The sequence below is a fragment of the New Jersey aster yellows phytoplasma genome, assembly GCF_002554195.1.
GTDB lineage: Bacteria > Bacillota_I > Bacilli_A > Acholeplasmatales > Acholeplasmataceae > Phytoplasma.
Genome location: NZ_MAPF01000060.1, coordinates 1 through 24,436, shown reverse-complemented (window position 1 = coordinate 24,436; position 24,436 = coordinate 1). Strand labels below are relative to the sequence as shown.

At 28.3% G+C, this 24,436-nt stretch carries 18 protein-coding genes and 4 pseudogenes; all 22 read left to right on the top strand.

The features are described 5' to 3' along the window. The first annotated feature begins 29 nt into the window (after window positions 1-29). The 22 genes and pseudogenes from BBA70_RS03205 (at window position 30) to BBA70_RS03100 (ending at window position 24,230) form a co-directional block, all read left to right on the top strand. Window positions 30-2,267: a RelA/SpoT family protein gene (locus tag BBA70_RS03205; protein ID WP_011412875.1), complete on the top strand. Its 2,238-nt coding sequence runs from the start codon at window positions 30-32 to the stop codon at window positions 2,265-2,267. Between the two features lie 275 nt (window positions 2,268-2,542). Further along, window positions 2,543-3,826, top strand: coding sequence for a histidine--tRNA ligase (hisS, locus tag BBA70_RS03200; RefSeq protein ID WP_252861646.1), 1,284 nt, complete (start codon window positions 2,543-2,545; stop codon window positions 3,824-3,826). Beyond that, window positions 3,816-5,543 (top strand): annotated as a pseudogene (gene aspS / locus BBA70_RS03195) (aspartate--tRNA ligase). The gene hisS and the pseudogene aspS overlap by 11 nt, the downstream one beginning before the upstream one ends. 9 nt (window positions 5,544-5,552) lie before the next feature. Further along, entirely contained in the window at window positions 5,553-6,863 is a 1,311-nt protein-coding gene (tilS, locus tag BBA70_RS03190; protein WP_011412871.1) for a tRNA lysidine(34) synthetase TilS, read from the top strand. 118 nt (window positions 6,864-6,981) lie between these two features. After that, window positions 6,982-9,012 (top strand): ATP-dependent zinc metalloprotease FtsH, encoded by a 2,031-nt coding sequence (ftsH, locus tag BBA70_RS03185; RefSeq protein ID WP_252861645.1) that lies wholly within the window; start codon window positions 6,982-6,984, stop codon window positions 9,010-9,012. A gap of 228 nt (window positions 9,013-9,240) precedes the next feature. Further along, complete coding sequence (locus BBA70_RS03180; RefSeq protein WP_011412869.1) at window positions 9,241-10,161, top strand: RluA family pseudouridine synthase; 921 nt, start codon at window positions 9,241-9,243, stop codon at window positions 10,159-10,161. A 97-nt stretch (window positions 10,162-10,258) separates the two neighbouring features. Then, a complete protein-coding gene (locus BBA70_RS03175) occupies window positions 10,259-10,954 on the top strand; it encodes an ATP-binding cassette domain-containing protein (protein ID WP_252861644.1) in 696 nt (231 codons plus the stop codon). A 168-nt stretch (window positions 10,955-11,122) separates the two neighbouring features. Further along, window positions 11,123-12,079, top strand: coding sequence for a MetQ/NlpA family ABC transporter substrate-binding protein (locus BBA70_RS03170; protein WP_252861643.1), 957 nt, complete (start codon window positions 11,123-11,125; stop codon window positions 12,077-12,079). Window positions 12,080-12,091: 12 nt separating this feature from the next. After that, on the top strand, window positions 12,092-12,793 hold the full coding sequence (locus BBA70_RS03165; RefSeq protein WP_011412866.1) for an ABC transporter permease subunit: 702 nt from the start codon (window positions 12,092-12,094) through the stop codon (window positions 12,791-12,793). Between the two features lie 97 nt (window positions 12,794-12,890). Beyond that, a complete protein-coding gene (locus tag BBA70_RS03160; RefSeq protein WP_041640035.1) occupies window positions 12,891-13,214 on the top strand; it encodes a cyclic-di-AMP receptor in 324 nt (107 codons plus the stop codon). Window positions 13,215-13,280: 66 nt separating this feature from the next. Then, window positions 13,281-13,505 (top strand): 30S ribosomal protein S15, encoded by a 225-nt coding sequence (gene rpsO, locus BBA70_RS03155; RefSeq protein ID WP_011412864.1) that lies wholly within the window; start codon window positions 13,281-13,283, stop codon window positions 13,503-13,505. Window positions 13,506-13,660: 155 nt separating this feature from the next. After that, complete coding sequence (locus tag BBA70_RS03150) at window positions 13,661-14,203, top strand: DJ-1/PfpI family protein (protein ID WP_011412863.1); 543 nt, start codon at window positions 13,661-13,663, stop codon at window positions 14,201-14,203. A 500-nt stretch (window positions 14,204-14,703) separates the two neighbouring features. Continuing rightward, window positions 14,704-15,162, top strand: a complete 459-nt coding sequence (rplM, locus tag BBA70_RS03145; RefSeq protein ID WP_011412861.1) for a 50S ribosomal protein L13 — start codon at window positions 14,704-14,706, stop codon at window positions 15,160-15,162. A gap of 4 nt (window positions 15,163-15,166) precedes the next feature. After that, a complete protein-coding gene (gene rpsI / locus BBA70_RS03140; protein ID WP_011412860.1) occupies window positions 15,167-15,559 on the top strand; it encodes a 30S ribosomal protein S9 in 393 nt (130 codons plus the stop codon). 100 nt (window positions 15,560-15,659) lie between these two features. Beyond that, window positions 15,660-17,008: pseudogene (gene gltX, locus BBA70_RS03135) on the top strand (glutamate--tRNA ligase). 101 nt (window positions 17,009-17,109) lie between these two features. Next, on the top strand, window positions 17,110-18,099 hold the full coding sequence (cysS, locus tag BBA70_RS03130) for a cysteine--tRNA ligase (protein WP_252861642.1): 990 nt from the start codon (window positions 17,110-17,112) through the stop codon (window positions 18,097-18,099). 34 nt (window positions 18,100-18,133) lie between these two features. Further along, entirely contained in the window at window positions 18,134-18,424 is a 291-nt protein-coding gene (locus tag BBA70_RS03125) for a hypothetical protein (RefSeq protein WP_252861641.1), read from the top strand. Window positions 18,425-18,611: 187 nt separating this feature from the next. Continuing rightward, a complete protein-coding gene (locus BBA70_RS03120; RefSeq protein ID WP_011412857.1) occupies window positions 18,612-20,252 on the top strand; it encodes a nucleoside kinase in 1,641 nt (546 codons plus the stop codon). A 459-nt stretch (window positions 20,253-20,711) separates the two neighbouring features. Beyond that, window positions 20,712-21,139, top strand: a pseudogene (locus tag BBA70_RS03115) (sigma-70 family RNA polymerase sigma factor); the annotation flags it as partial. 393 nt (window positions 21,140-21,532) lie between these two features. Then, the gene (thiI, locus tag BBA70_RS03110; protein ID WP_041639913.1) at window positions 21,533-22,825 is read left to right on the top strand and encodes a tRNA uracil 4-sulfurtransferase ThiI; all 1,293 of its coding nucleotides are present in this window, start codon (window positions 21,533-21,535) and stop codon (window positions 22,823-22,825) included. A 78-nt stretch (window positions 22,826-22,903) separates the two neighbouring features. After that, window positions 22,904-23,608, top strand: a complete 705-nt coding sequence (locus tag BBA70_RS03105; protein WP_011412855.1) for a TrmH family RNA methyltransferase — start codon at window positions 22,904-22,906, stop codon at window positions 23,606-23,608. 68 nt (window positions 23,609-23,676) lie between these two features. After that, window positions 23,677-24,230, top strand: a pseudogene (locus BBA70_RS03100) (inorganic diphosphatase). The last annotated feature ends 206 nt before the right edge of the window (window positions 24,231-24,436 follow it).

The window sequence follows — 24,436 nt, the reverse complement described above, 5'->3', positions numbered from 1 at the left end:
TTTAAATCCTTAAAAAGGAAGGTTATAAGATGATTTTAAATTCCGATTTAACTTTAGAAAAAGATACATTATATCAAGATTTAATGGTTGTGATTTTCAAAAATATTCAAGATGCCACCATTTTGCAAAAAATTACTAAAGCCTATCTTTTTGCCAAAGAAAAACATCACGGGCAAAAACGTTTTACAGGAGAACCATATATTATTCATCCTTGTGCAGTGACTAAAATTTTGGCACAATTAAACAGCGAACCCAATACTTTAATGGCGGGTTTACTCCACGACGTTTTGGAAGATGCTAATGCTACTATGGAAGATTTAACTTCTTTGTTTGGAGAAGATGTAGCTTATTTAGTTTATCAGGCAACCAAACTTACCAAAATTGCTTTTCACAAAAATCAAGGACATGCTGATAATCAACAAAAAATGTTTTTAGCGATGGCGAAAGACATTAGAGTTGTTATTGTAAAGATTGCTGACCGCTTGCACAATATGCAAACTTTAAATGTGATGACTTCAGAAAAACAATTACGCATTGCTAAAGAAACCTTAGAAATTCACGCTCCTTTAACACATCGTTTAGGACTTTTTGAAATTAAATCACAATTAGAAGATTTGTCTCTAAGATATGTTTTTCCTCAAGAATATTACCGTGTTTCTAATTTAATTCGTTTAAAAAAACAACAACGTGAAGAATCAATTGCCAAAATTATTACTAATATTAAATCTCTTTTAGACAGCCACCAACTCAAAAATTACACTATTAAAGGACGCGTCAAAAATATTTATAGCATTTATAAAAAAATTGTTAAAAGAAAAGTTAGTTTTGAAGAAATCTTTGACCTTTTAGCTATCCGAATTATTGTTCCTACCGTTGATTTGTGTTATCAATGTTTAGGGATTATTCACGGTCATTTTTCGCCATTGCCCCTAAGATTTAAAGACTATATTGCAGTTCCTAAACCCAATCTTTATCAATCTTTGCACACAACTGTTTTAACTAAGGATGGTTCTTTGTTTGAAATGCAAATAAGAACTCAAGAAATGGATGAAATTGCTGAAAAAGGAATTGCTGCTCACTGGGCTTATAAAGAAAATAAAACTTATTCCCAAGAAGCTAAACAATTAGAACTTGCCAAAAAATTAAGATGGTATCGAGAATTAGTTAAAATTACTATTGATGCCAAAAATCATCCTGAAGAAACACCCAAAGAATTTGTAGATGCTATTAAAAATGATATTTTAAGTGATAATGTCTATGTTTTTACTCCTACTCAAGAAGTATTTGAACTTCCCAAAGGTTCTACTCCCATTGATTTTGCCTTTCGTATTCATTCCGCAGTAGGAAGCAAAATGACAGCAGCTATTATTAATGGGCAAATTGCACCAATTGATTATCAACTAAAAAATGGCGATATTATTTCGATTAAAACCAATAAAAATATTTTATCAGTTAATAAAGACTGGTTGCGTATGGTAAAAACAACACACGCTAAAAGAAAAATTAAAGGTTTTTTAAAGAAAGATATCAAAGAAAATAAAACTGAATATTTAGCAGAAATTCAAAAAGGAAAAGATATTATTGAAAAAGAATTAACCGCCAATAAAATTGAAATTTCCTTACTTGATAATAATTTTGTCCAAAAACATTTTGAGCGCTATAATATTCAAACTCTTAACGATTTTTATTATGAAATTGCTAAAAAACAATTAAATCCTAAGTCATTAATTAATAAATTGCTTGTTTTAGCCAAAGAAACTTTAAGTCAAAATATTTTGCAAAAACAAATGGCAAAATCTCATGTTAAACTCAAACATCAAAGTGAGACAGGTGTTATTATTGAAGGTCTTAGTAATCCTAAATTAAAATTGGCAAGTTGTTGTACCCCTGTTTATAACGACGAAATCCTAGGATTTGTCACTAAAGGAAGAGGCATTATTGTGCATCGCAAGGAATGTAATAATTTAGCTCAATGTGATGAAAAAAGACTAATTACTGCTTCATGGCAAAAAGATTACACTATTGCTAAATATCCTGCTTGGATTAGCATTATTGCTTCTACCAAAGATATTTTAGTGCAACAAATTATTAATAAAATCAATAGTTTTAATTTAAGTATTTTAGAATTTAATGTTATTAATAAACAAAAATTAGAAACAATTATTAAGATTAGGATTTTAATAGCTAATACTAAAGAATTAAATAATTTAATTACTAATTTATATAAAATTTCACAAATTTATAAAATTCAAAGAATCAATAATTAAATAATTTATTATTTATAATGCAGACAATTATTTATTACTTCATTTATTCTATTTTATTCAATTATTAATGATACCTTATTAAAATTATTTTGTTTATTGTTTGTTTTTTTGTGTTTTTTAAATTATTTTTCATCCATCTTTTAAAGCTTTATTATCAAAAAACTTAAAAATATAAAAATCCCTAAAAGCTTTATCAAAACTTTTATCCCAAAAACAACAAAACAATCCAAAAATTAAAAACCAAACCAAACCCCTAAAAGCAAAGGAGCCCAAAGATGTTTTCTAAAATTAAAGGTACTCATGATTTGATGTTGGATAAAATGGTTTGTTGGCAAAAAGTAGAAAATCACATTCGCACTTTATTTGCTAAGTATCATTTGCAAGAAATAAGAACTCCTATAATTGAATATCGTGGTGTTTTTGATAGAGCAGCTCAACATTCAGAAATGGTTTCCAAAGAAACTTACACTTTTACAGATAAAAAAGGACGTTTTATTACTTTGCGTCCCGAAGGAACTGCTGGTGTTATTCGTAGTTATGTGGAAAATAAATTAGATAAAACTTCACAATTACACAAGTTTTTTTATTATGGACCTTTTTTTCGCTATGAAAGACCTCAAAAAGGTCGCTATCGTCAATTTCATCAAGTAGGAGTAGAAATTTTAGGACAATCAAGCCCTTTTTTAGATGTAGAAGTAATTTTTCTTGCCTATAAAACCCTTAAATCATTAGGGATTTGTGATATTACTGTGAAAATTAATTCTTTGGGATGCAAAACTACATACAATAATTATTTACAAGTTTTTAAAAACTATTTACAAACACATTATCAACAATTATGTCCTTTATGCCAAGAAAGATTTGAAAAAAATATTTTGCGTATTTGGGATTGTAAAAATTGTAATAATGAACCTTTTTTAAAGCAAGCACCACGCATTTTTGACCACCTTGTTGAGGATGATAAAGTTCGTTTTTTACAAGTTTTAGAAGGGCTTAAACAAATGAATGTTAATTTTGAATTGTGTCATGATTTAGTCCGTGGGCTTGATTATTATACTAATAGTGTTTTTGAAATTGTTTACAATAACGAACAAGGACATCAAGCAGTTTTGGGTGGCGGTGGTTGTTATGATAATTTAGTTACTTTATTTAGAGGAAGTCCTTCGCCTGGTATTGGATTCGCCTTAGGTATGGAACGCTTAATGTCAATTCTAGCCACCCGTTCTTTTTGTAACAAAAATATCTTACCTTCTTTAGATGCCTTTATATTAGTTAGTGAGCCACAATTTTTTTATCAAGGTCTTGAACTTGCAACAACTCTCCGCCATCAAGGTTTTTCCGCTGATCTTAATTATAAGTTTTTATCTTTTTCCAAAAGTCTTAAACAAGCCTTAAAAAAACAACCTCTTTATCTTTTAATTCTGGGACCAAAAGAATTTGCCAATAATCAAATTACAATCAAAAATACTTACACCCAACAGCAAACCACCATATTACAAAAAGATGTTGTTTCTTATTTACAAAACAACAAGGAGTTAAATTATATTCATGAAAACTAAATATAGCTATTATAATAATCAATTAACACTAATCCACCAAGGAAAAATAGTTTTTCTAAAAGGTTTTATTTTCGTAAACGTAATTTAGGAAAAACTCTTTTTTTGACTTACGCGATGTTTCTGGCATCGTTCAATTATTAGTTAAAGAAAACAATCCACAATACGACAAAATAGCTTTAATTAAATTAGAAACAGTCGTGCAAATTAAAGGTCAAGTAATTGAAAGAATCAATAAAAATCCTGATTTGCCAACTGGTGATATTGAAATTTTAGTATCTCATATTGAAATTTTAAGTGAGGCTCAAACCTTACCTTTAAATGTGTTTCAAAGTCAAGAAAGTTTAGAAGAAACCAGACTTAAATATCGTTATTTGGATTTAAGAAATCCTGAAGTTAAACATTTTTTGATTCAAAGACATCACATTACCCAAAGTATTCGTCAAACCCTTTTGAAAAATGATTTTTTAGAACTAGAAACCCCCATTTTATCTAAATCAACTCCTGAAGGAGCAAGAGATTATTTAGTGCCTTCTAGGATTTATCCAGGTAATTTTTATGCTCTTCCTCAATCTCCCCAACTTTTTAAACAATTATACATGATTGCAGGATTTGAAAGGTATTTTCAAGTAGCGCGTTGTTTCCGTGATGAGGACCTCAGATCTGATAGACAACCTGAATTTAGTCAAATTGATATCGAAACATCTTTTTTAAATCAAGATGAAATTATGTCTTTAACGGAAGAAATTATAGTAGATTTATTTGCCAATATTTGGAAAAAACCACTTCTTCAACCCTTTTTAAGATTAACTTATCAACAAGCCTTTGAACTTTATGGTTCTGATAAACCAGATTTAAGGAATCCCCTTAAAATTACAGATTTTACTACTTTTTTTGATACTAATACTTATTCCCAAAATATTTTTGCAGGAAAAATTAAAGGATTTAAAGTTTCCAAAACAGCATTTTTGACACGCCGTAAACTAGATGAGTATCAATTGTTTTTTAGTAAACATTTTAACTTGAAATTGTTTTCTTTTGTTAAAAAAATGATAAAATTATAGGTGGAATATCTCAATTTATTCAAGATGATTCTTTTTTAAAAAATGAAGAAATTTGTTTTGTCGTTTCTGGCAAAAAAGACATTATTCACAAAGCTTTAGGTATTTTTCGCACCAAACTAGCCCTTGATTTATCTTTGGTTGACACAACTCAAGAAGCGTTATTATGGATTGTTGATTTTCCTTTGTTTGAAACCATTCAAGAAGACCTATCCCCACCAAACCGTCTTTACTCTTTGCACCATCCTTTTACTGCCCCTCGTGATGCTACTATTTTAAAAAGCAATCCTCAAAAAGCTCTTGCCAATGCTTATGATTTAGTTTGGAACGGCTATGAAGTGGGTGGTGGTTCGTTAAGAATTAACAATCACCAAACGCAAGAATTAATTTTTAGTCTTTTAGGATTTTTGCAAGAAGAAGTGCAAAACCGTTTTGGTTTTTTAATCGAAGCCCTTAAATACGGTACCCCACCTCATGGAGGAATTGCCCTAGGTCTTGATCGTCTTGTGATGTTGTTTACCAAAACTAATAATATCAAAGATGTTATTGCTTTTCCTAAAACCCAAAGTGCCAAAGATTTGATGTTAGAAGCTCCCAGCGCAGTTAACCAAGAACAACTCAACACCCTAAAACTCCAACTCAAATGCAATTTTAATTAAGGATTTTTCATGGAAAATATTAAACTTGCTTGTAGTCTAGAAACCAATCAAACCTATATTATAGCTGTAAGTGGTGGCGTTGATTCAATGGCTTTACTTCATTATTTGGTGGCACAAAAAATAAAACTTCAAGTTGTGCATTTCAACCATTTAACAAACTCCAATACTTGGAAAAATAAAGAATTAGTTAAAAATTATTGCCTCCAAAACTCCCTTGGCTTCCATTATTTTGAACTAAATTGCCCTCAAAAAAACTTTCAAGCCCAAGCACGTTTATTAAGGCAACAAAAATTAATGCAAATAGCTGCAAAACACCGAACCCCTTTTATTTTGACAGCTCATCATTTAGATGATTTGGCAGAAACTATTTTACAAAAAATAAGCAGAAGCAGCACTTTGCTAGGTTATAGTGGCATGCAGATCCAAACTTCTTGGACGGATTTCATCTTTTTAAAACCTTTTTTATACATTCCCAAAGCTAAAATCATAAGTTATGCTGCTTTTTACAAAATTCCTTTTTTGGAAGATTACACCAATCAAAAGCTTACTTATCAAAGAAACCAAATCAGGCATCAAGTTATTCCCTATTTAAAAACTCAAACTAGTTTTTTGCAAAATATCCAAAAATACCAACAAACTCTTTTGCAAGCCTACAATTTTATTCGAAAACAAACTCTTTTATTTCTTACAAAACACACAAATCATAGTTGTAACCAACCAAACTCTATTGCACTTGCGCCTTTTTTAAACCTTGATTTAGTTATTCAAAAAGATATCATTTTATTATTATTAGAACAAAAAAATATTACTCAAAGTTTTATTTTTATCCAAAATATAATCAAAGGCATTAACAATCCTTATAAGCCTAATCTATCTTGGCATCTTAATTCTGATTGGCATTTAATTAAAGATTACAAGCATATTAAATTAATGAACCCCGCACTACCGCTCCCCTTTGCTTTAACAAAACCTTTGTTGTGTGTTTCTACATGTAATCTTTGTCTTGTTTGTGTTTGTCCTTTGATAGAAACCCTCAATTATAATTCTCAAAAAGTTAGCTTCCCTTTAAAAGTGCGTTTGCGCCAACCAAAAGACACATTAAAATTTAGTTTTGGCACTAAAAAATTGAAAAAATTTTTAATTGAAAAAAAAGTTCCCCTTACTCAAAGAAATAATTTATGGTTAGTAGTAGACAATCTAGACAATATTTTATTTATTCCTCAATTATATACCAACCTAACTTTAGGAAATCAATTCAGGATTTATTTAGCTTTTAAAAACTTTTTTACCTCTTCAAATTGTTTTTCTCAAACAAATTAAAAATGAGAATCGAAAAAAATGCAGAAATTACATCCATCCCGAATTTAAACTCAAAACATTAAAATATTTTATTTTAATGTTTAACCCAAAGATAATTTCTTGCAAGAAAGGTTAATTTATGTCATTTTTTGATAAAATTTTTAAAAAATTCCATATGGGAGTCCTTTATTTTGCTGTAATTTTAATAGGCGCCACTTTTATTTATTGTTATTTTACTAAGCATGAAAAAAAAGATAACAATACATTTGATGCACTTGCGCAAAAAAACGAAATTGAAAAAATACAGTATAATCCCATTTTTGCTAATTCTGCTTTTTGTGACATTGTAGTTACTACTACAGATGGTAGAGTAATTGATTTTTTTAATATTCCTTATGACAAAGTATTTGAAAAAAAACCAAACGGCAAATACAAATATAACACCTATTCTGTAGATCCTAGACCTTGGAATGGTTATGAACATGTTTTTTGGGTATTTAGACAATGTTTAACAATGTTATTTTTTTACTGTTTTTTTCTCTTTTTTGCCGATACTATCAAACAAATGGGACAAGAAATTTTGGCATCAACCTCTGGTAAAAAAGGCGCTAAAAGTCGCAAAGTTATTATCAATCACAAAAGATTTACTTTTTCAGATGTAGCAGGAGCTGATGAAGAAAAAGAAGAAATGTCAGAATTGATTGACTTTTTAAAAAACCCGCGTAAATATGCTGCTATGGGAGCAAGAATTCCTAAAGGAGTTTTGTTGTATGGGCCTCCAGGAACAGGAAAAACCTTACTTGCTAAAGCAGTTGCAGGTGAGGCGGGCGTTCCTTTTTTTGCTGCTTCAGGTTCTGATTTTGATGAAGTTTATGTAGGTGTTGGAGCTTCACGTGTAAGAGATCTTTTTAAAGAAGCTCAACTGGCAGCTCCTTGTATCGTTTTTATTGATGAAATTGAGGCAGTTGCTAGAAAAAGAGGTTCCAATATTGGTGGGAGCAACGGTTCTGAACAAACCTTAAACCAACTTTTAGTAGAGATGGATGGCTTTAACCAAAAAATGGGTGTTATTGTTATTGCAGCTACTAACCAACCCGAAGTTCTTGACTCAGCTATTTTACGTCCTGGGCGTTTTGACCGTCACTTTAATATTACTTTACCAAATGTTAAAGACCGTGAAGCTATCTTAAAATTACATGCAAGTAATAAAAAACTTTCAGAAGAAATCAGTTTAGAAGAATTAGCCAAACAAACTCCAGGCTTTAGTGGCGCTCAATTAGAAGGAACCTTAAATGAAGCTGCTTTATTAGCTGCTAGAAGAAATGCTACTTTTATCAATAAAAAAGACATTAGCGAAGCTTTAGACCGCATTTTAATTGGTCCTACTAAAAAATCTAAAAAATACAACGACAAAGAAAAACGTATGGTAGCTTATCACGAAGCAGGACATGCTGTTATTGGAATCAAAATTCCTTTTGCCCAAATAGTTCAAAAAATCACTATTATTCCACGTGGAAATGCAGGCGGATACAACTTAATGCTTCCTCAAGAAGAAACTTTCTTTTCTTCTAAAAAAGCCCTATTAGCCCAAATTACTTCCTTTCTTGGCGGACGTGTCGCTGAAGAATTAATGTTTGATGACGTTTCTAATGGTGCTTATAACGATTTTAAACACGCTACACAAATAGCTAAACTGATGGTAACTAAATATGGAATGAGTGATTTAGGACCAGTGCAATATTCAGGAAACACTTTTCAAAATGATTTTTCTGATCCTAAAGGTTTAGAAATTGATCAACAAATTCAAAAAATTATTGCTAATTGTTATCAACAAGCCAAACAAATTATTCAAGAAAATCAAGATTTGCTTGACACAATCGCCAAATATTTACTTGAAATAGAAACCCTTAATAAAAGAGATATTGACGAAATTGTAGCTACGGGAAAAATTGCTTGGTGGGAAAAAGAAAAAGAAGAAACCAACGCCCCAACCCAAACAACTTCTCAAATGTCTTCCAACAATGAAACAACTAACACTGATAAAACTCCTTTAAAAGATGAATTAGAAATAACAACCAATTTAGACAACCAAGAATCAAATGAATCAAATCCAAACAATAATGAAAAAGCTTCTCCAGAAGTTTTGTCAACAGACTCCGAACAAACTTAAATCTAATCTATTTTTTTCATTTCTAAAAACAGCTTTTTTACAAAAAACAAAATATCTTTACAATTAACACCAATTTTAAACTTTCTTAGAGTTGGTGTTCGTTATGATAATTTAATTTTATCACTAATGCTTTTTCTTAATTTTTTAATCTTTTGAATATTTTGTCTTTATTTTTTAACCCAACCTTTTTACTGCATTTTTTAACTTTTAGAAAACAAGGCCTTTTGCATGAATGAAAAAAAAGAGTTTCTTATTTCTGCCAGTGAGGCATTTCAACGTTTGGATCATTTTTTATCCGCTCACATTAATTTAAATAAAAGTCAATGTCAAAAATTAATTTTGGCACAACAAGTTTTGGTCAACACCAAATCTTCTAAAAAAAGTTATTTGTTAAAGCCCCAAGACCTCATTACAGTTATCATCCCTCAAACTCACGAATCTATTAATTTACAAACTCCTCAAAATCTTAATTTAGACATCATTTATGAAGATCCTTATTTAGCAGTTATCAATAAACCTGCCAATTTGGTAGTGCATCCTTCTTTAAGTTTTCAAAAAACAACCTTAGTTAATGGATTGTTACACCAATTTAACACTTTAAGTCATATAGATACCCAAAGGCCTGGTATCGTTCATAGACTTGATAAAAATACTACTGGTTTATTAATTGTTGCTAAAACTAATGATGTAAGCGACAAACTACAAATTGCGTTCCAACAAAGAAAAATTACCAAAATTTATTGGGCTTTAATTGAAGGTTTTTTAGAAGATAAAGGTATTATTAAACTACCTATCGGAAGAAATAATCATAATCGATTAAAAATGCAAGTTATGCCCGACGGCAAAACTGCTGTTACTCATTTTAAAACTTTGCAACGCTTTTCTCACTTTTCTTTGATGGAATGTAATTTGGAAACAGGAAGAACTCATCAACTAAGAGCACATTTTTCCTTCCTAAAACATCCCATTGTAGGAGATCTACTTTATGACTCATCACACCATATTACTCCTTTAGGTCAATTTTTGCATTCTAAAATACTAAAATTCAATCACCCTATCACTAATCAAAATCTTATTTTGGAAGCACCCTTACCTACTAATTTTGAAAAGCTTTTAAAAACTTTTACTGACTCCAATTGCATTTTTTAAACTTTTCTTCATCATTTTTGTTTTAGAGTTTTTTTTATTTTTTTCACCTACTTTCCAATCATTTAAATTCAAAAAAACAATAAACAAGGAATTATTTATGATTAAAATCAATAATCTTTCGAAAACTTTTTTCCTTAAAAAAGAACAACTTCCGGTTTTACAAAACATTTCACTTGCAGTTTTTAAAGGAGAAATCTTTGGGTTAGTAGGAACTTCAGGTTCTGGCAAAACTACGTTATTAAAAATTATGAATGGATTTATGTTGCCTGATAAAAATGCTAATTCTTCCATTCAAAAAACTTTTAGCCATCTAGAAAGTGCTATGATTTTTCAAAATTTTAATCTTTTGAGTAATTTAAATGTTTTTGAAAATGTTGCTCTTCCTTTAGAAATAAGAAGCACTCCTGAAAAACAAATTACTTCTAAAGTAAACAAAATGCTAGATTTTGTAGGGCTTAAACAATTTAGAAATATCTATCCTAAAACACTTTCGGGCGGACAAAAACAACGTGTAGCCATTGCGCGTTCCTTAGTTTATGAGCCTAAAATTATTTTTTGTGATGAGCCTACTTTTGCCCTGGATGAAATGACAAGTCAGGAGATTTTGAAATTATTGCAAACAACCAATCAAAAACTAAAAACTACAATTGTTTTAGTTTCTCATAATGTTGCAGTAATTAAAAGTTTGTGCCACCGTGTAGCTATTTTGGAACAAGGAAAATTAGCTAAAATTTCTACCCTGAATCATTCTTGTAAATTTGAAGCTACTTCTTATCAAAACATTTTTGTCTGAATTTTATCCTTTTTTATCATACAAATGTTTTTGTCAAACAAAATATTAATAAATAAAATTACTTAGAAAAGAGACGCATTGCATGTTTAAACTATCTTTTTTATCTTCCAAAACTAAAAAAATCTAATATTTGCCTTATTAACTATTTCTCTTTTGTGTAATTTGCTTTTGGGTTATTTTCTTTGGTATAATAAAAAAACTTTAGCTGATAACTCCTATAACCAAAAAACCCATAAATTAAAAGTAGCGACTGCTCTGCCAACTATTAAAGATTTTTTAGAGGCATATGCCAAAGACCGTTTAAAAGAATACAATATTGATTTAGATGTTCAATATTTAAGTTTAGGATTTAAACAAACCAATGAATTACTTTTAAACAAACAAGTTGATGCCAAATTAGACGCTCATGTACATCATCTAAATGTTTTTAACAAAGAACAATCAAATATCACAGATAAAGACAAATTAACGTTTAGCCAAGTAGTTTATTTAGCTAAATTTGGGCTTTTTGCTAAACCTAATACTTTTAATAATTTAGAAAGCATTCAAAAAACCACCCATCCTAGCAATCTTAAAATTTTGATGCCACAAGATAATTTTCAACGTTCTTTAGCTTTGTGTTTGTTGCAAGAATTAAAAATTATCGAAGAAAAAAACCCAGGACGCACTCTTATCAATGAAGAGCAATTTAATTTAAAAACTACAGATTTTAAATCTACTGATTTATATCCTTATATAGAATACACTACTGAAACGGATTTAAACAAAATTACATCTAGATTTCTCGCTCACAATGATTTTGATTTGTGTCTTAATTATCCTACTGTTATGGGATTAGGAATAAATAAATTTATATCACTAGGCATAATACAAAAACCCAATAAGTTAGATGATATTCTTTATTCTTATGCCATTTCTTTAGTAACTACCAACAATAATGAAAATGACTGGAAAATTAAAATTTTAAAAGATATTTTAAAAGAAGAAGAAGCTATTGCATATATGGAAGCAAACCCATTTGCAACCAATTTTTATATGATTCCAAGACAAGAAGTTAAACAAATAAGTAAAAACATTAAATATAAATATTTAGGCAAAACAGGCTCTGCTTCTTCTTCTAATTAATGGAAAAACTTAATGGAAAATAATATTTTTATTCGTTTGTGGAATGTTTTAGCTAAAAATAAATTGGTATGGAATGGTTTTAAAGAAACTCTTAAAATTACTTTAATAGGTTGTTTTATTGCTTTTTTTTTAGGGCTTATTTTAGGAGTTTTATTATATTTATTCCAAATACAAAAAAATTATAAAATATATTGGATTTTAAATAGTTTGATGAATTTTTTCATTTCTACTCCCTTTTTAATCTTAATTGTTTTATTACTAAAATTAGTTTTAATCCCTTATTTTCGCATGGGTTATGGTTTTGGTACTGCCCTTTTTTTCTTAGTTTTGGCTATTGTTCCTCTTTTTGCTCGCCATTGTGAACAAGTTTTTTTAACTACTAATCCAGAATTATACCAAACATCATTTAGTCTTGGGGCGACTAAATTTCAATTTGTGACTAAATTTTTGTTAGTAGAAACTCGTTCTGATATCATTTTAAAACTAGCTTCTCTTTTTATCACTTCCCTTGCTTATTCTTCTGTTTTGCAAATTGTAGGGCATCAAGGTATTGCAGCAGTTGCAATTGATAATGGATATAACGGACATTATGATTTTGAACCTTTTTTTACTCGTTTTGATTTAATTATAGTATCTGTTTTGATTACCTTTATTTTAACTCAAACAGTTTATTTTGTGGGAAATCGAATTGCTTTTGCCCTTAATAAACACTAATCGCAATCCTTTTTTCATTTTCCTCTCCTACCTACTTTTTGGTTATTTTTTTTCATCAAATAAAGCAAAATTAAGGTATAATACTATTGTGGATAATATGAAATTAATTATAGCTATCGTTTCTAGTCACGATGCTAACAAAGTACAACAATCTTTAATAGAAAATAGTTTTTTTACAACTAGATTAGCTACTAAAGGAGGCTTTTTAAAAGAAGTTAATGCAACTTTTATTTTGGGAGTCAAAGAAGAAAAAGTATCCAAAGCTTTAGAAATTATAAAATCCCATTCTCATAAAAAAACTCAAATGATTCCAAACAATATCATCAATGAGTTTAGCGCTTATAATTCTTTTCCTACTGAAGTTTCTGTTGGCGGAGCAACGATTTTTGTTCTTGATGTGGACCAATTTTTAAAAGTTTAACATTAATTATCAAACCTAAAACCTATCAAATTCAACTAAATATAAATTAAAAAAAGGAGTTTTTACGTGGCATTAACCAAAGAACAAAAACAAGAAATCATTAAACAAAATTCACATTTTGCAAAAGATACAGGTTCATCTGAAGTTCAAATTGCTATTTTATCAGCAGAAATCAAACAATTAAGTGAACATTTAAAACAACATCCTCATGATTTTCACTCTAAAAGGGGTTTGTTTATGAAAAACAGCAAAAGACGTAATTTAGTAAAATATTTAGCAAACCAAAATTAATAATTAAAATATCACAGTTTTTTTGTGGTATTTTTTATTTTTATTTTCACTTTGTATTTTAATTTATATTAACTAACACCAACACCAAAAAATTACTTACAAACACATGCAACTAAACAAATAACAAAGTTAAAAAGGAGACAACAAAGAACAATATGAAAGGTTTATTAGTTTTATATGATGGATTTGAGGATTGTGAGGCTTTAGTCACAAGAGCTTTATTAAATCACGCATCCCTTCCTTTAACAAGCGCAACTCTAAATCCCCAATTAGAAGTTGTATCTTCTAGCGGGCTTTGTGTAAAAGCAAACGCCAATTTAGCTACCATTAATCCTTTAGAATACGATTTTTTAGTTATTCCTGGAGGACCTTACGTGGCACAAATTATTGAAAAAGAAACTTTTTTATTGCAATTAATTCAAATTTTTTTTGATGCTAATAAAGTTATTGGAGCTATTTGCGCCGCTCCTATGTTTCTAGGTAAACTAGATTTATTAAAAAACCACCCTTTTACTTGTTTTCCTTCTTGTAATAATTTTATTGAAGGTACTTATTTGCCAGACAAAAAAGCTGTTATTAGTGATAAATTTGTAACTTCTCGTTCCCCTATAACTGTCTTTGACTTTGCTTTTGCTTTAGTAGAAGTGCTAAAAGGCAAAGACTTTGCTCTTGCTTTTAAAAATTCCCTTAATGTTTAGTAAATGTGTATCAAATAAATTAAGAATTAAAAAATAATATTTTTGCCTCAAAAAAATATTTTATTTAACGATTCCCCAATTTTAAATTTAAAATTGCAAAAAATACCTTTTTATTTATTATTAAATTATTTTTTTGTTGTTTACAACGTGGTAAATATTTTTTTGGACCTTTTTTATTTTTATATAAAAAATATCAAAATTATCCGAGAATCATCTATTCATCATTGCCTTTTTTCATTTTTTTACACAATTTATGCATTATTTTTTAAAAAAGCGAATAAAATTATTTTTTTACTTGACTTAATGACATTATTTTAGTAAAATATTAAGAGAATATTGAAAATAAAAAATTAATATATCATAATAATTTAAGACTATTTCATATCAAAATTACAAAATATTTCATAGCTCTTTTTTTGTTTTCATCGCTTTCAAACAAAACATAAATACACACATAAAATTAATCACTATTTTTTCACTAATGATAAGGAGAAAATTCCATGACAGAACAATTGCAACCAAAAAACAATCAAAAAACTTTAATGGCTAATAAAAAAACAGTAAAACCCAAATGGCACCTAGTAGACGCTAAGGGCAAAATCCTAGGTAGATTAGCTACCAAAGTGGCTTCCATTTTAAAAGGAAAACATAAAACACATTACACGCCACATGTAGACAATGGCGATTATGTTATTGTTATAAATGCTGCCTACATTAATTTAACTGGCAAAAAATGGCAACAAAAAACTTACTACAAACATTCAGGTTATCCTGGTGGTTTAACTAAAGTTGTAGCTTCAGAAATGATGCTTAAATTTCCTACAAGAATGGTTGAAAAAGCAATTTTAGGAATGGTTCCTCATACTAAATTAGGTTCACAAATTGGTAAAAAATTATTTGTTTATGCCGAACAAAAACATAATCATCAAGCTCAACAACCAGAAAGTTTAGAGGTTTAATTAGATGAAAAAAGTAAATTATTTTGGTACTGGTCGTCGTAAAAGTTCTGTGGCAAGAGTTATTTTAACTAATGGTACTGGCAAAATTACAATCAATACTAGAGATTTTGAAAAATATTTACCATTACCTGCAACACGTCTAGAAATGATTCAACCTTTAGAATTAACTGAAAAAAGAGAAGTTTTTGATGTAAGTGTGAATGTAAATGGTGGAGGACTTTCAGCTCAAGCAGGCGCTATTCGTTTAGGAATTGCCCGCGCTTTAATTGAAAGTATTCCAGAATTAAGAGCCATTTTAAAAAAATCTGGTTTATTAACTCGCGATGCTCGTTGTGTAGAGCGCAAAAAATACGGTTTAAAAAAAGCTCGTCGAGCACCACAATTTTCCAAACGTTAATCCAAAAAAGAACTTTGTAAAAAAGTTCCTTTTTTTAATTTTTTAACCAACATCTCCCCTTTATCGATTTTAAATTAAAAGGAAAACCATTACTGTAACTATGAAAAAAATTAAAGTTCGTTATGCTCCAAGCCCTACTGGTTTTTTGCATATAGGAAATGCCCGTACTGCTTTATTCAATTATTTGTTTGCCAAACACAATCAAGGAGAGTTTATCATCCGAATCGAAGACACCGATTTTTCCCGCAATGTTAAAGGCGGCGAGGCTTCTCAATTAAAAAATTTACGTTGGTTAGGGATTGATTGGAGTGAGGGGCCCGATATCCAAGGGCCTTTTGGACCTTATCGCCAATCAGAAAGACTTGCTATTTACCAAAAATACGCCCAAAAACTACTTGATCAAGGTCTCGCTTACAAAGAATTTCAAGAAAATACAACTACTTTTGCAATAAGATTCCGTGTTCCTACCAATCAAACTTTTTCCTTTGATGATTTAATTAGAGGTAAACTTACTTTTCAAAGTCAAGAAATTGAAGATTGGGTTATCATCAAATCAAACGGCTATCCTTCTTATAATTTTGCAGTGGTTATTGACGATCATTTAATGCAGATTTCTCATATTTTTCGCGGAGAAGAACACATAACTAACACCCCTAAACAAATTATGATTTATCAAACTTTTCAATGGCATCTTCCTCAATTTGCTCACATGACTTTAATTCTTAACGACAACAAAAAAAATTAAGTAAAAGAGATGCTAACATTATGCAATTCATTGAACAATATGAAAAATTAGGCTACTTGCCACAAGCCTTATTTAATTTTTTATCTTTGTTAGGATTCAGTCCTTTAAGTCAAACCGAAATATTAAGTCCTCAAGAATTAATTAATTTATTTGATGTGGCACGCCTCAATAAAGCTCCTGCTATGTTTGATACAGTTAAATTAGATTATTTGAATAATCAACATTTAAGAAAATTAACTCCAGAAGTGATTGCATCATTTATTGTGCAAAAAAAATATTTAACTCTTACAACTGCTCCTACAAATGACAAAGAGTGGATGACTAAATTTGTTTCTTTGTTTCAAGATAGAATGAATTATATACAACAAATAGCAGACTTTTATCAACTTTTTTTTCAAACCAAACCTTCCTTATCACAAGAAGCTACGATTTTTTTACAAACTAATCCCCAAACAACCCTAATTTTAAAAACTTTTTATAATGTTTTTGATGTTATTGTATTTAAAAAAGATGTTATTTTTAATGCCATTAAACAAGTTGCTAACCAAAATGATTTTTCTAAAAAAACACTTTTTATGGCTTTGCGCATCGGAACTACTTGCAAAATGCATGGTCCAAGTATCGCCCTTTTATTAGAATTGTTAGGAAAAAAACAAGTACTTAAAAATTTATCTTATGTTTTAAAACAAGCCCAAAAATTCTAATTAATTCCATTTGAAAAATAATATTTATATATTAATTAATTTCATTTACTTATCATTTCTTTTTTCTTTATTCCATTTTCCAAACAAAAAGGATTTCTTTAATGCTACAAATTTATAACTCTTTAACTCGCAAAAAAGAATTTTTTAAACCTGACCATCCGCCCCAAATTAACATTTATGTTTGTGGGCCTACTGTCTATAATCACCTGCATTTAGGAAACACTAGACCTTTAATTTTTTTTGATACAGTGAAAAGATATTTAGAAATGCTTAAATTTAAGGTATATTATGTAGTGAATATTACTGATATTGATGATAAAATTATTGAAACTTCGCTTAAAAACCAAGTTTTGGAAAAAGATTTAGCCAATAAGTATATTAAATCTTTTAACAATCTCCTTGAAACCCTTAATATCCAAACCATTAATTTTAAACCCCAAGCTACTCAATATATCAATTCTATGATTTTATACATTCAAACTCTTTTAGACCAAGGATTTGCTTATTTTACTGATCAAGGAATATATTTTCGTGTATCTAAAATCACTGATTATGGTAAACTCAAAAAACAAGATTTATCCCAACTTAAACAAAATGTACGTAAACAATTAGACCCCCAAAAAGAATTTCCAGGAGATTTTATTTTGTGGAAAAAAACTTCTCAAGGCATCACATACCCAAGCCCTTGGTTTGCGGGGCGTCCTGGTTGGCATACTGAATGTGCAACTATGATTGAACAACTTTTTAAATTGCCTTTGGATATTCATGGAGGAGGAACAGATTTAAAATTTCCTCATCACGAAAATGAAATTGCCCAAACACATGCCCATAGTCATCAAAAACTAGCTAATTTTTTTATGCATGTAGAAAGATTAGATTATCAAAATCAAAAAATGTCTAAATCTTTAGGCAATATTATTTGGTGTAAAGATTTATTAAAGCAATATAATCCTTGTATAATAAAGTTTTTAATTTTAAGTACTCATTATCGTAAGCCAATTAATTTTAGTTATGATTTAATGGAACAAACTCAACAAAAATACAAAAAAATAACTTATTTTTTAACTAAAATAATTTTATTTAAAAGTTAATCATTTTTTTTGTCAAACCTTAGACCAAGATATAATGCAGCTTTTTCATCAATTAATGCAAGATGATTTTGCTACTCATAAAGTAATTGATTTAATGGAACAAATAATTAAACGAGCCCATCAAACCCAAATTTTGGATAAGTTATCTCAATTTCAAAACTCTTTATTATTAATTTTAAATACTTTAGTAATTGCAATTCCATTTAACAAACCAACAAAAAAAGACTTACAAACATATTTTTTGTGGCAAGATGCAAGAAAATGCAGAGATTTTATCCAAGCAGATATTTTAAGAAAGCAATTATTAGATAAAGGCTTTATTTAAAAAATTACCCTTTTTTATTTTTTGCAATCTTTATCATTTTTCATTCATGCCCCCACATTTTAATTATTTTTTACCTTTTTTATTTTTCAATATTATTTATTGCAATCCACAAACATTACAATAATTTTATTTAGGAAAAGGCCTCTTAATTGAGGTTTTTAATATATTATCAGTATCAGAGGAAATCGTGCTAAAAGTTTATTATAATCAAACCATCTTAAATGTTCCTTTAAACACTAGTTTAGAGACTTTAAAAAATCAATTAAACCTTAAAAATGTTTATGCTGCCAAAGTAAACAATAAATTAAAAGAACTTACCTTTAAATTGCAAGACCCCACCAATCAAATTGCTTTTTTAGGCGCTTGGCACGCTGAGGCTGTAAATATTTATGAAGCTAGTTTAAGATATTTAGTTGCTATGGCATCTTACAAACTTTTTGAAAATATTTCATTACATTTTACTTATTATAGTTCTTCTAGTATTTTGGCATCTTTTCCCAAAGAAATTACTTTTTTGCCAGAAATGTTTCAACAAATCAAAGAAGAAATGCTCTTGTTAGTATATCAAAAATTAGATATTACAAAAAAGAAATTGCCTCTTGTAAAAGCCTTACAAATTTATCAATCTTTGGGGTTTGGGGATAAAATTAGTCTCCTCAAACAAAAAAATCCTTCCTTTGTCACCCTTTATTTTTGCCAAAATTATTGTAATTATATGTATCAAGGTTTAGTTCCTAACACTAGTTATTTAGATAAATATAATTTATTTTATCATAAAAATGGGTTTGTTATTCAATTTGTAACTCCTTTTAGTGATGAAAAAATTCCTCTTTTTCAACAAGAGCCTCTATTTGAACAAATGCTTACTCAAAGTTTGGCTTTTAAAAAAACTATTCAAATACAAAATGTTTCTCAAATTAATCAATTTGCTCAAACTGCTCAAAGTCAATTCAATTTAATTAATCTTGCAGAAATTAATCATCAAAATCAGTTGCAACAATTAAGCACCCAAATTGCTAAACGCGTTTCCAATCTTAAAATTATTAATATTTCAGGCCCTTCTTCTAGTGGCAAAACTACGTTTGCTAAAAGATTACAATTACAATTACAAGCTTTAGGAATTTTTACTTTTATTGTTGCTATGGATAATTATTATTTGCCTTTGAAAGATATTCCCAAAGAAAAAGATGGCACCTCCTTTGATTTTGAAAGTATCGATGCCTTAAATATTCCTTTATTTAATCAAAATATCTATGATTTGCTTACTTGTAAAAAAACTACTATTCCACAATTTGATTTTGTTACTCGTAGTCATACCCAAAAAGATATTCAAACCCATAATCACATTATTTTAGTAGAAGGAATGCATGCCATAAACCCTAAACTTACTCCTTTTATTCCAAGATTACAAAAATTTCAAATCTATATTTCTCCACAACATCAATTATCACTAGATTTACACAATCCTTTACATTTAACCGATGTAAGGTTTTTAAGAAGAGCTATAAGAGATTATATTTCTAGGAATACCAATATTTTAAGGACTTTTGAGTTTTGGGATTCTGTGAGAAAAGGGGAGTTTAGATGGATTTATCCTATTCAAAAAGAAGCTGATTTTGTTTTTAATTCTGAATTAATTTATGAATTTAATGTTTTAAAACCATATTTGATTCCTTTTTTATTACAAATTCCTGAAACAAGTAAGTATTTTGATAAAGCTCAGTATTTTTTAAATTTGTTAAGTTTTTTTAAATCTTTTGATTCTAATTTAGTGTTTCATGAGTCTTTGTTAAAAGAATTTATTGGTGGTAGTCCTTTTTATTTTTAGATTATTTTATAATTAAATATTTTTTTATATGGAAAGATTAACTTTTGTAAAAGTTAATCTTTTTTTTGTTTATAAAAAGATATATTATTGATAAAAAGTACTATTTTTGAGCGATTTTTACGCAAAAAAGAGTAAAATAAAGGTAAGATCAAAAAATAATAAACCCTAAAAACCACCAAAAGGAGAACATTTAAAAATGACAAAACAACAAAACAACAACAATTTTTTTTGTAATATTTTTATTAGTAGGGTTAATTAGAACAGCTTATTTCGCATGAAAGCAACAAGAAGAAAAAAAGTAAAACCCAAATCCACCAACCTAACTAGAACCAACAAAAACCAATCATCTTGCGCTGTTCCAAAAGTTTAGACACCTTTTATTTTTTAAAAACTCTTTAAGGCTAAATGTTAAGATAAAAATTATTTAAAGATTTTTTTAAAAAACAAAAGAATTTAGAAATTTGTAATCATTTAAACGAACTTCATTTACCTTTAGTAAAAAAATAGTTCAAAATTCAAATATTGCCCTAAATTGTTAATTAGAGATTATTTGTACTAAGAAGGATTCTTAGGATTAATCAAATCTCTCAATAATTAACAAGATTTAGGTTATGACTTCATTGCTTACATAACCCCCAATCATAAAATCAGCAATCAATGAACTAATAAGAAAAAGTCACTCACCTTCAATCCAACAAAAAACCAAATCAAATAATATCATTTTCAAAGAAAAAAATTATGATCCCGATAGAATAAGAAACCTCAACCCACATCAATTATGGTTAAAACAAGTAAATCATGATGAATTACTCCTTAAAAAATTAAAAACCAAATTAAGCAAAAACAAATTTAATGTTATTTGTTTAAGTTTTGGCATCACTCCAGAAAAAATTTAAAACTCTCACAAGTTGAATGTCTAAAAGATAAAACAATCCGAAACCAAACCAAAGAATAAAAAAATAAAAAGGAGCAATGCACCAATGATTACATCACAATTCACAAAAGATAAAAATATATTAAAATATAAATTTTTTGGAACAATTAGAAGAAAAACAATCCTTTTAAAAAGATATATTATTAAATGAGGATATATAAATTTATAATTGTAGTATTCAAGGTAAAAACTTATCAATATGCAGTTGTATCACAAAAATAGTTGTATTCATGTTATAATTAATCTGTAAAAAGTTATTATATTTTAATATTTTAATTGTATAAAGATATTTAAATATAATTTATTCAAAAATATTCATACACAAAATATTGATGTGAGGAACTTTATGTATCAGAAAAAAATTTTAATTAGATTTGGAGAATTATTTTTAAAAAGAAAAAATAAAAAAGCTTTCATTAATACATTAAGGCAATTATTGCAAAATAAAATTAAAGATCTTTGCAACGTTCAAATGTATTTTAAACATGATTATGCTTATTTAGAATATATTTATGATGTAAATTTAGAAAAAGAAATTCTTAAAAGATTGTCTTATGTATCAGGGATTTCTTCTTTTGTTGTAGTAAGTCAAGCAAGCAGACAATTAGATGATATTGTTCAAAAAACTTGTTCGTTGTTGCAAGAAAAAATTACAAAAAATACTTCTTTTAAAATAGAAACCACTAGAAAAGATAAAAGCTTTCCTTTAAAAAGTTTGGAAATCACCCAACAAATTGCTCCTTTAATTTTAAATCAGTTTGAAGGCAAATTAATAGTTGATGTTAAAAATCCTCAAGTTATTTTGCATGTTATTATTAGAAAAGAAAATACTTATCTTTATTTGAAAAGTGATGAAACTCAAGCTTTAGGAGGGTTTCCTGCTTCTTCTGGAGGTAGAGGAACTGTTTTGATGAGTGGTGGCATTGATTCTCCTGTAGCTGCTTATTTAGCAATGAGAAAAGGTATTACAGTAGAGTTATTACATTTTGAGTCCAGCCCTTTAACTCCTTTAGAATCAATCCAAAAAGTAATTGATTTAGCTAAAGTTTTGAGTCGTTATGCTTTTGGTAATCAAATTAAATTGCATTTAGTGCCTTTTAGATATTTTCAAGAAAAAATTACTAAAACAGTTCTAGATTCTTATATCATTAATATTATGCGTCGGATGATGTATCGTTTAGCTTCTCAATTTGCTTGTCAAAAAAATCATTTATGTTTAATTAATGGCGAATCAGTAGGACAAGTAGCAAGTCAAACTTTGGAAAGCATGCAAACAATTACTCAAGTAACAAATATGACTATTTTAAGACCATTAGTTACTATGGATAAAAATGAAATAATTAAAATAGCTAAACAAATTGATACTTTTGATATTTCTATTCGTGCTTTTCATGATTGTTGTACTCTTTATTTGCCTCAAAATCCTGCCACTAAACCAACTATTCTAAAAACTAAAAGAGAAGAGCAAAAAATAGATTATTTTGCATTATTAAATGATGCTTTGAAAAATACAATTACTCTCAATATAAACCAACATTTGCAATTTAAAATCTGTGATTATGGTTTTTTTGATGTAAAAGAAGCAATTAAGCATTTTTGCGAACAAAATCCAGAGCAAACTATTGTAAGTCAATATTAAAATGCAAAAGATAAAAAAACAATAAAATAATATTTAAAAAGATCTTAAAAAGGGAACAATTTTATCAAAGGAAAATTTATGATTACATCGAAACAAAATTCTACTTTTAAAAAATTAAAAAAATTACAATTAAAAAAATATCGCGATTTATATCAACAATTTTTAGTATATGGTGATCATCTTATTGAACAAGCACAAAAAAATAACGCTGTTGTTGCCATTTTTACTTCTAATGAAGAAAAACCAGGGACTTTTATTGAGTCTTCTTTGATGAAAGAATTATCTCAAACTAAAACTGTCTTTGATCAAATGGCTCTTTGTAAACCTATCTCAGAGAACAATTTATTGTCTGATAAAATTTTAGTTTTGGATGATATTCAAGACCCTGCTAATTTAGGAGTTTTAATGCGTTCTGCTAGTGCTTTTGGGTTTAATCAAGTTTTTGCCAGTTTTCATAGTGCTGATTTTTATCATGAAAAAACCATTAGATCAAGTCAAGGTGCCTTATTTTCGCTTTCCTTAAAAAGAGGAAGTACCAAATCTTTTTTAGAAGAAGTTAAAGAACAAAACTATTCTATTTTTAGTGCTTTTCCCCAAAAATCCAATATTACTATAAAAGATGCTAAAAAACATCCTAAAAAAGTATTAGTTTTAGGTAATGAAGGGCAAGGGATTTCTTCGGAAACAGAAGGCCTTTCTGATTATTTTGTAAATATTTTCACCCAAAATGTCGAAAGCCTAAATGTTGCAGTTGCAGGAAGCATTTTAATGTATCTTTTGTAATTACCAAAGAAAAAAGATTTCATTGCAAAAAAATTATAAAATAAATAAAATAATAAAGAGGTTTAAAAATGAATATATTACATGATATTAATCCCGAAAGAATTACTAAAGAAGAGTTTATAGTAGTTATTGAAATTTCTCAAGGAAGTAAAAAAAATATGAGATTGATAAAGAAACAGGTCTTTTGTTGCTTGATCGTTTTTTGACAACTGCTTTTCGTTATCCGATTAATTATGGTTTTGTTCCTTTAACTCATTGTGAAGACAACGATCCTTTAGATGTTTTGGTGTTATCTCAAGAAATCCTAGATCCTATGACTTTGGTAAAATGTCGTCCTTTAGGAGTAATTAAAATGATTGATAATAATGAATTAGATGAAAAAGTAATTGCAGTTCCTGTTTTTGATAAGCATTTTTCTCATTTACAAGATTTAAAAGATATGCCTTTGCCCATGATTGCAGAAATTAAGCATTTTTTTGAAAATTACAAAACTTTAGAAAAGAAAAAAGTAGTTATTGAAGCTATACAAGATAAACAATCAGCATTTAGTGCTATTGAAACAAGTCTTTTAACTTATCAAAAAGTTATTAAACCTTCTTTAAAGAAAGAAAAAAAGCAATAAGGGCCTTCTTATATTTTTGCAAATAAAATTTATTTTTTGAAAAAATGATTTTTTAGTTTTGATAAGACTCAATTGTAATTAAATATTTGATTAAAGTGTTTAAAAAAGAAAACAAGATTTCACAATAATATTGGTTATAAATATTTACTTTACAACAAAATTATTTTTGAAACAATACTTACTAACTCAAATTTGATTATTGTATT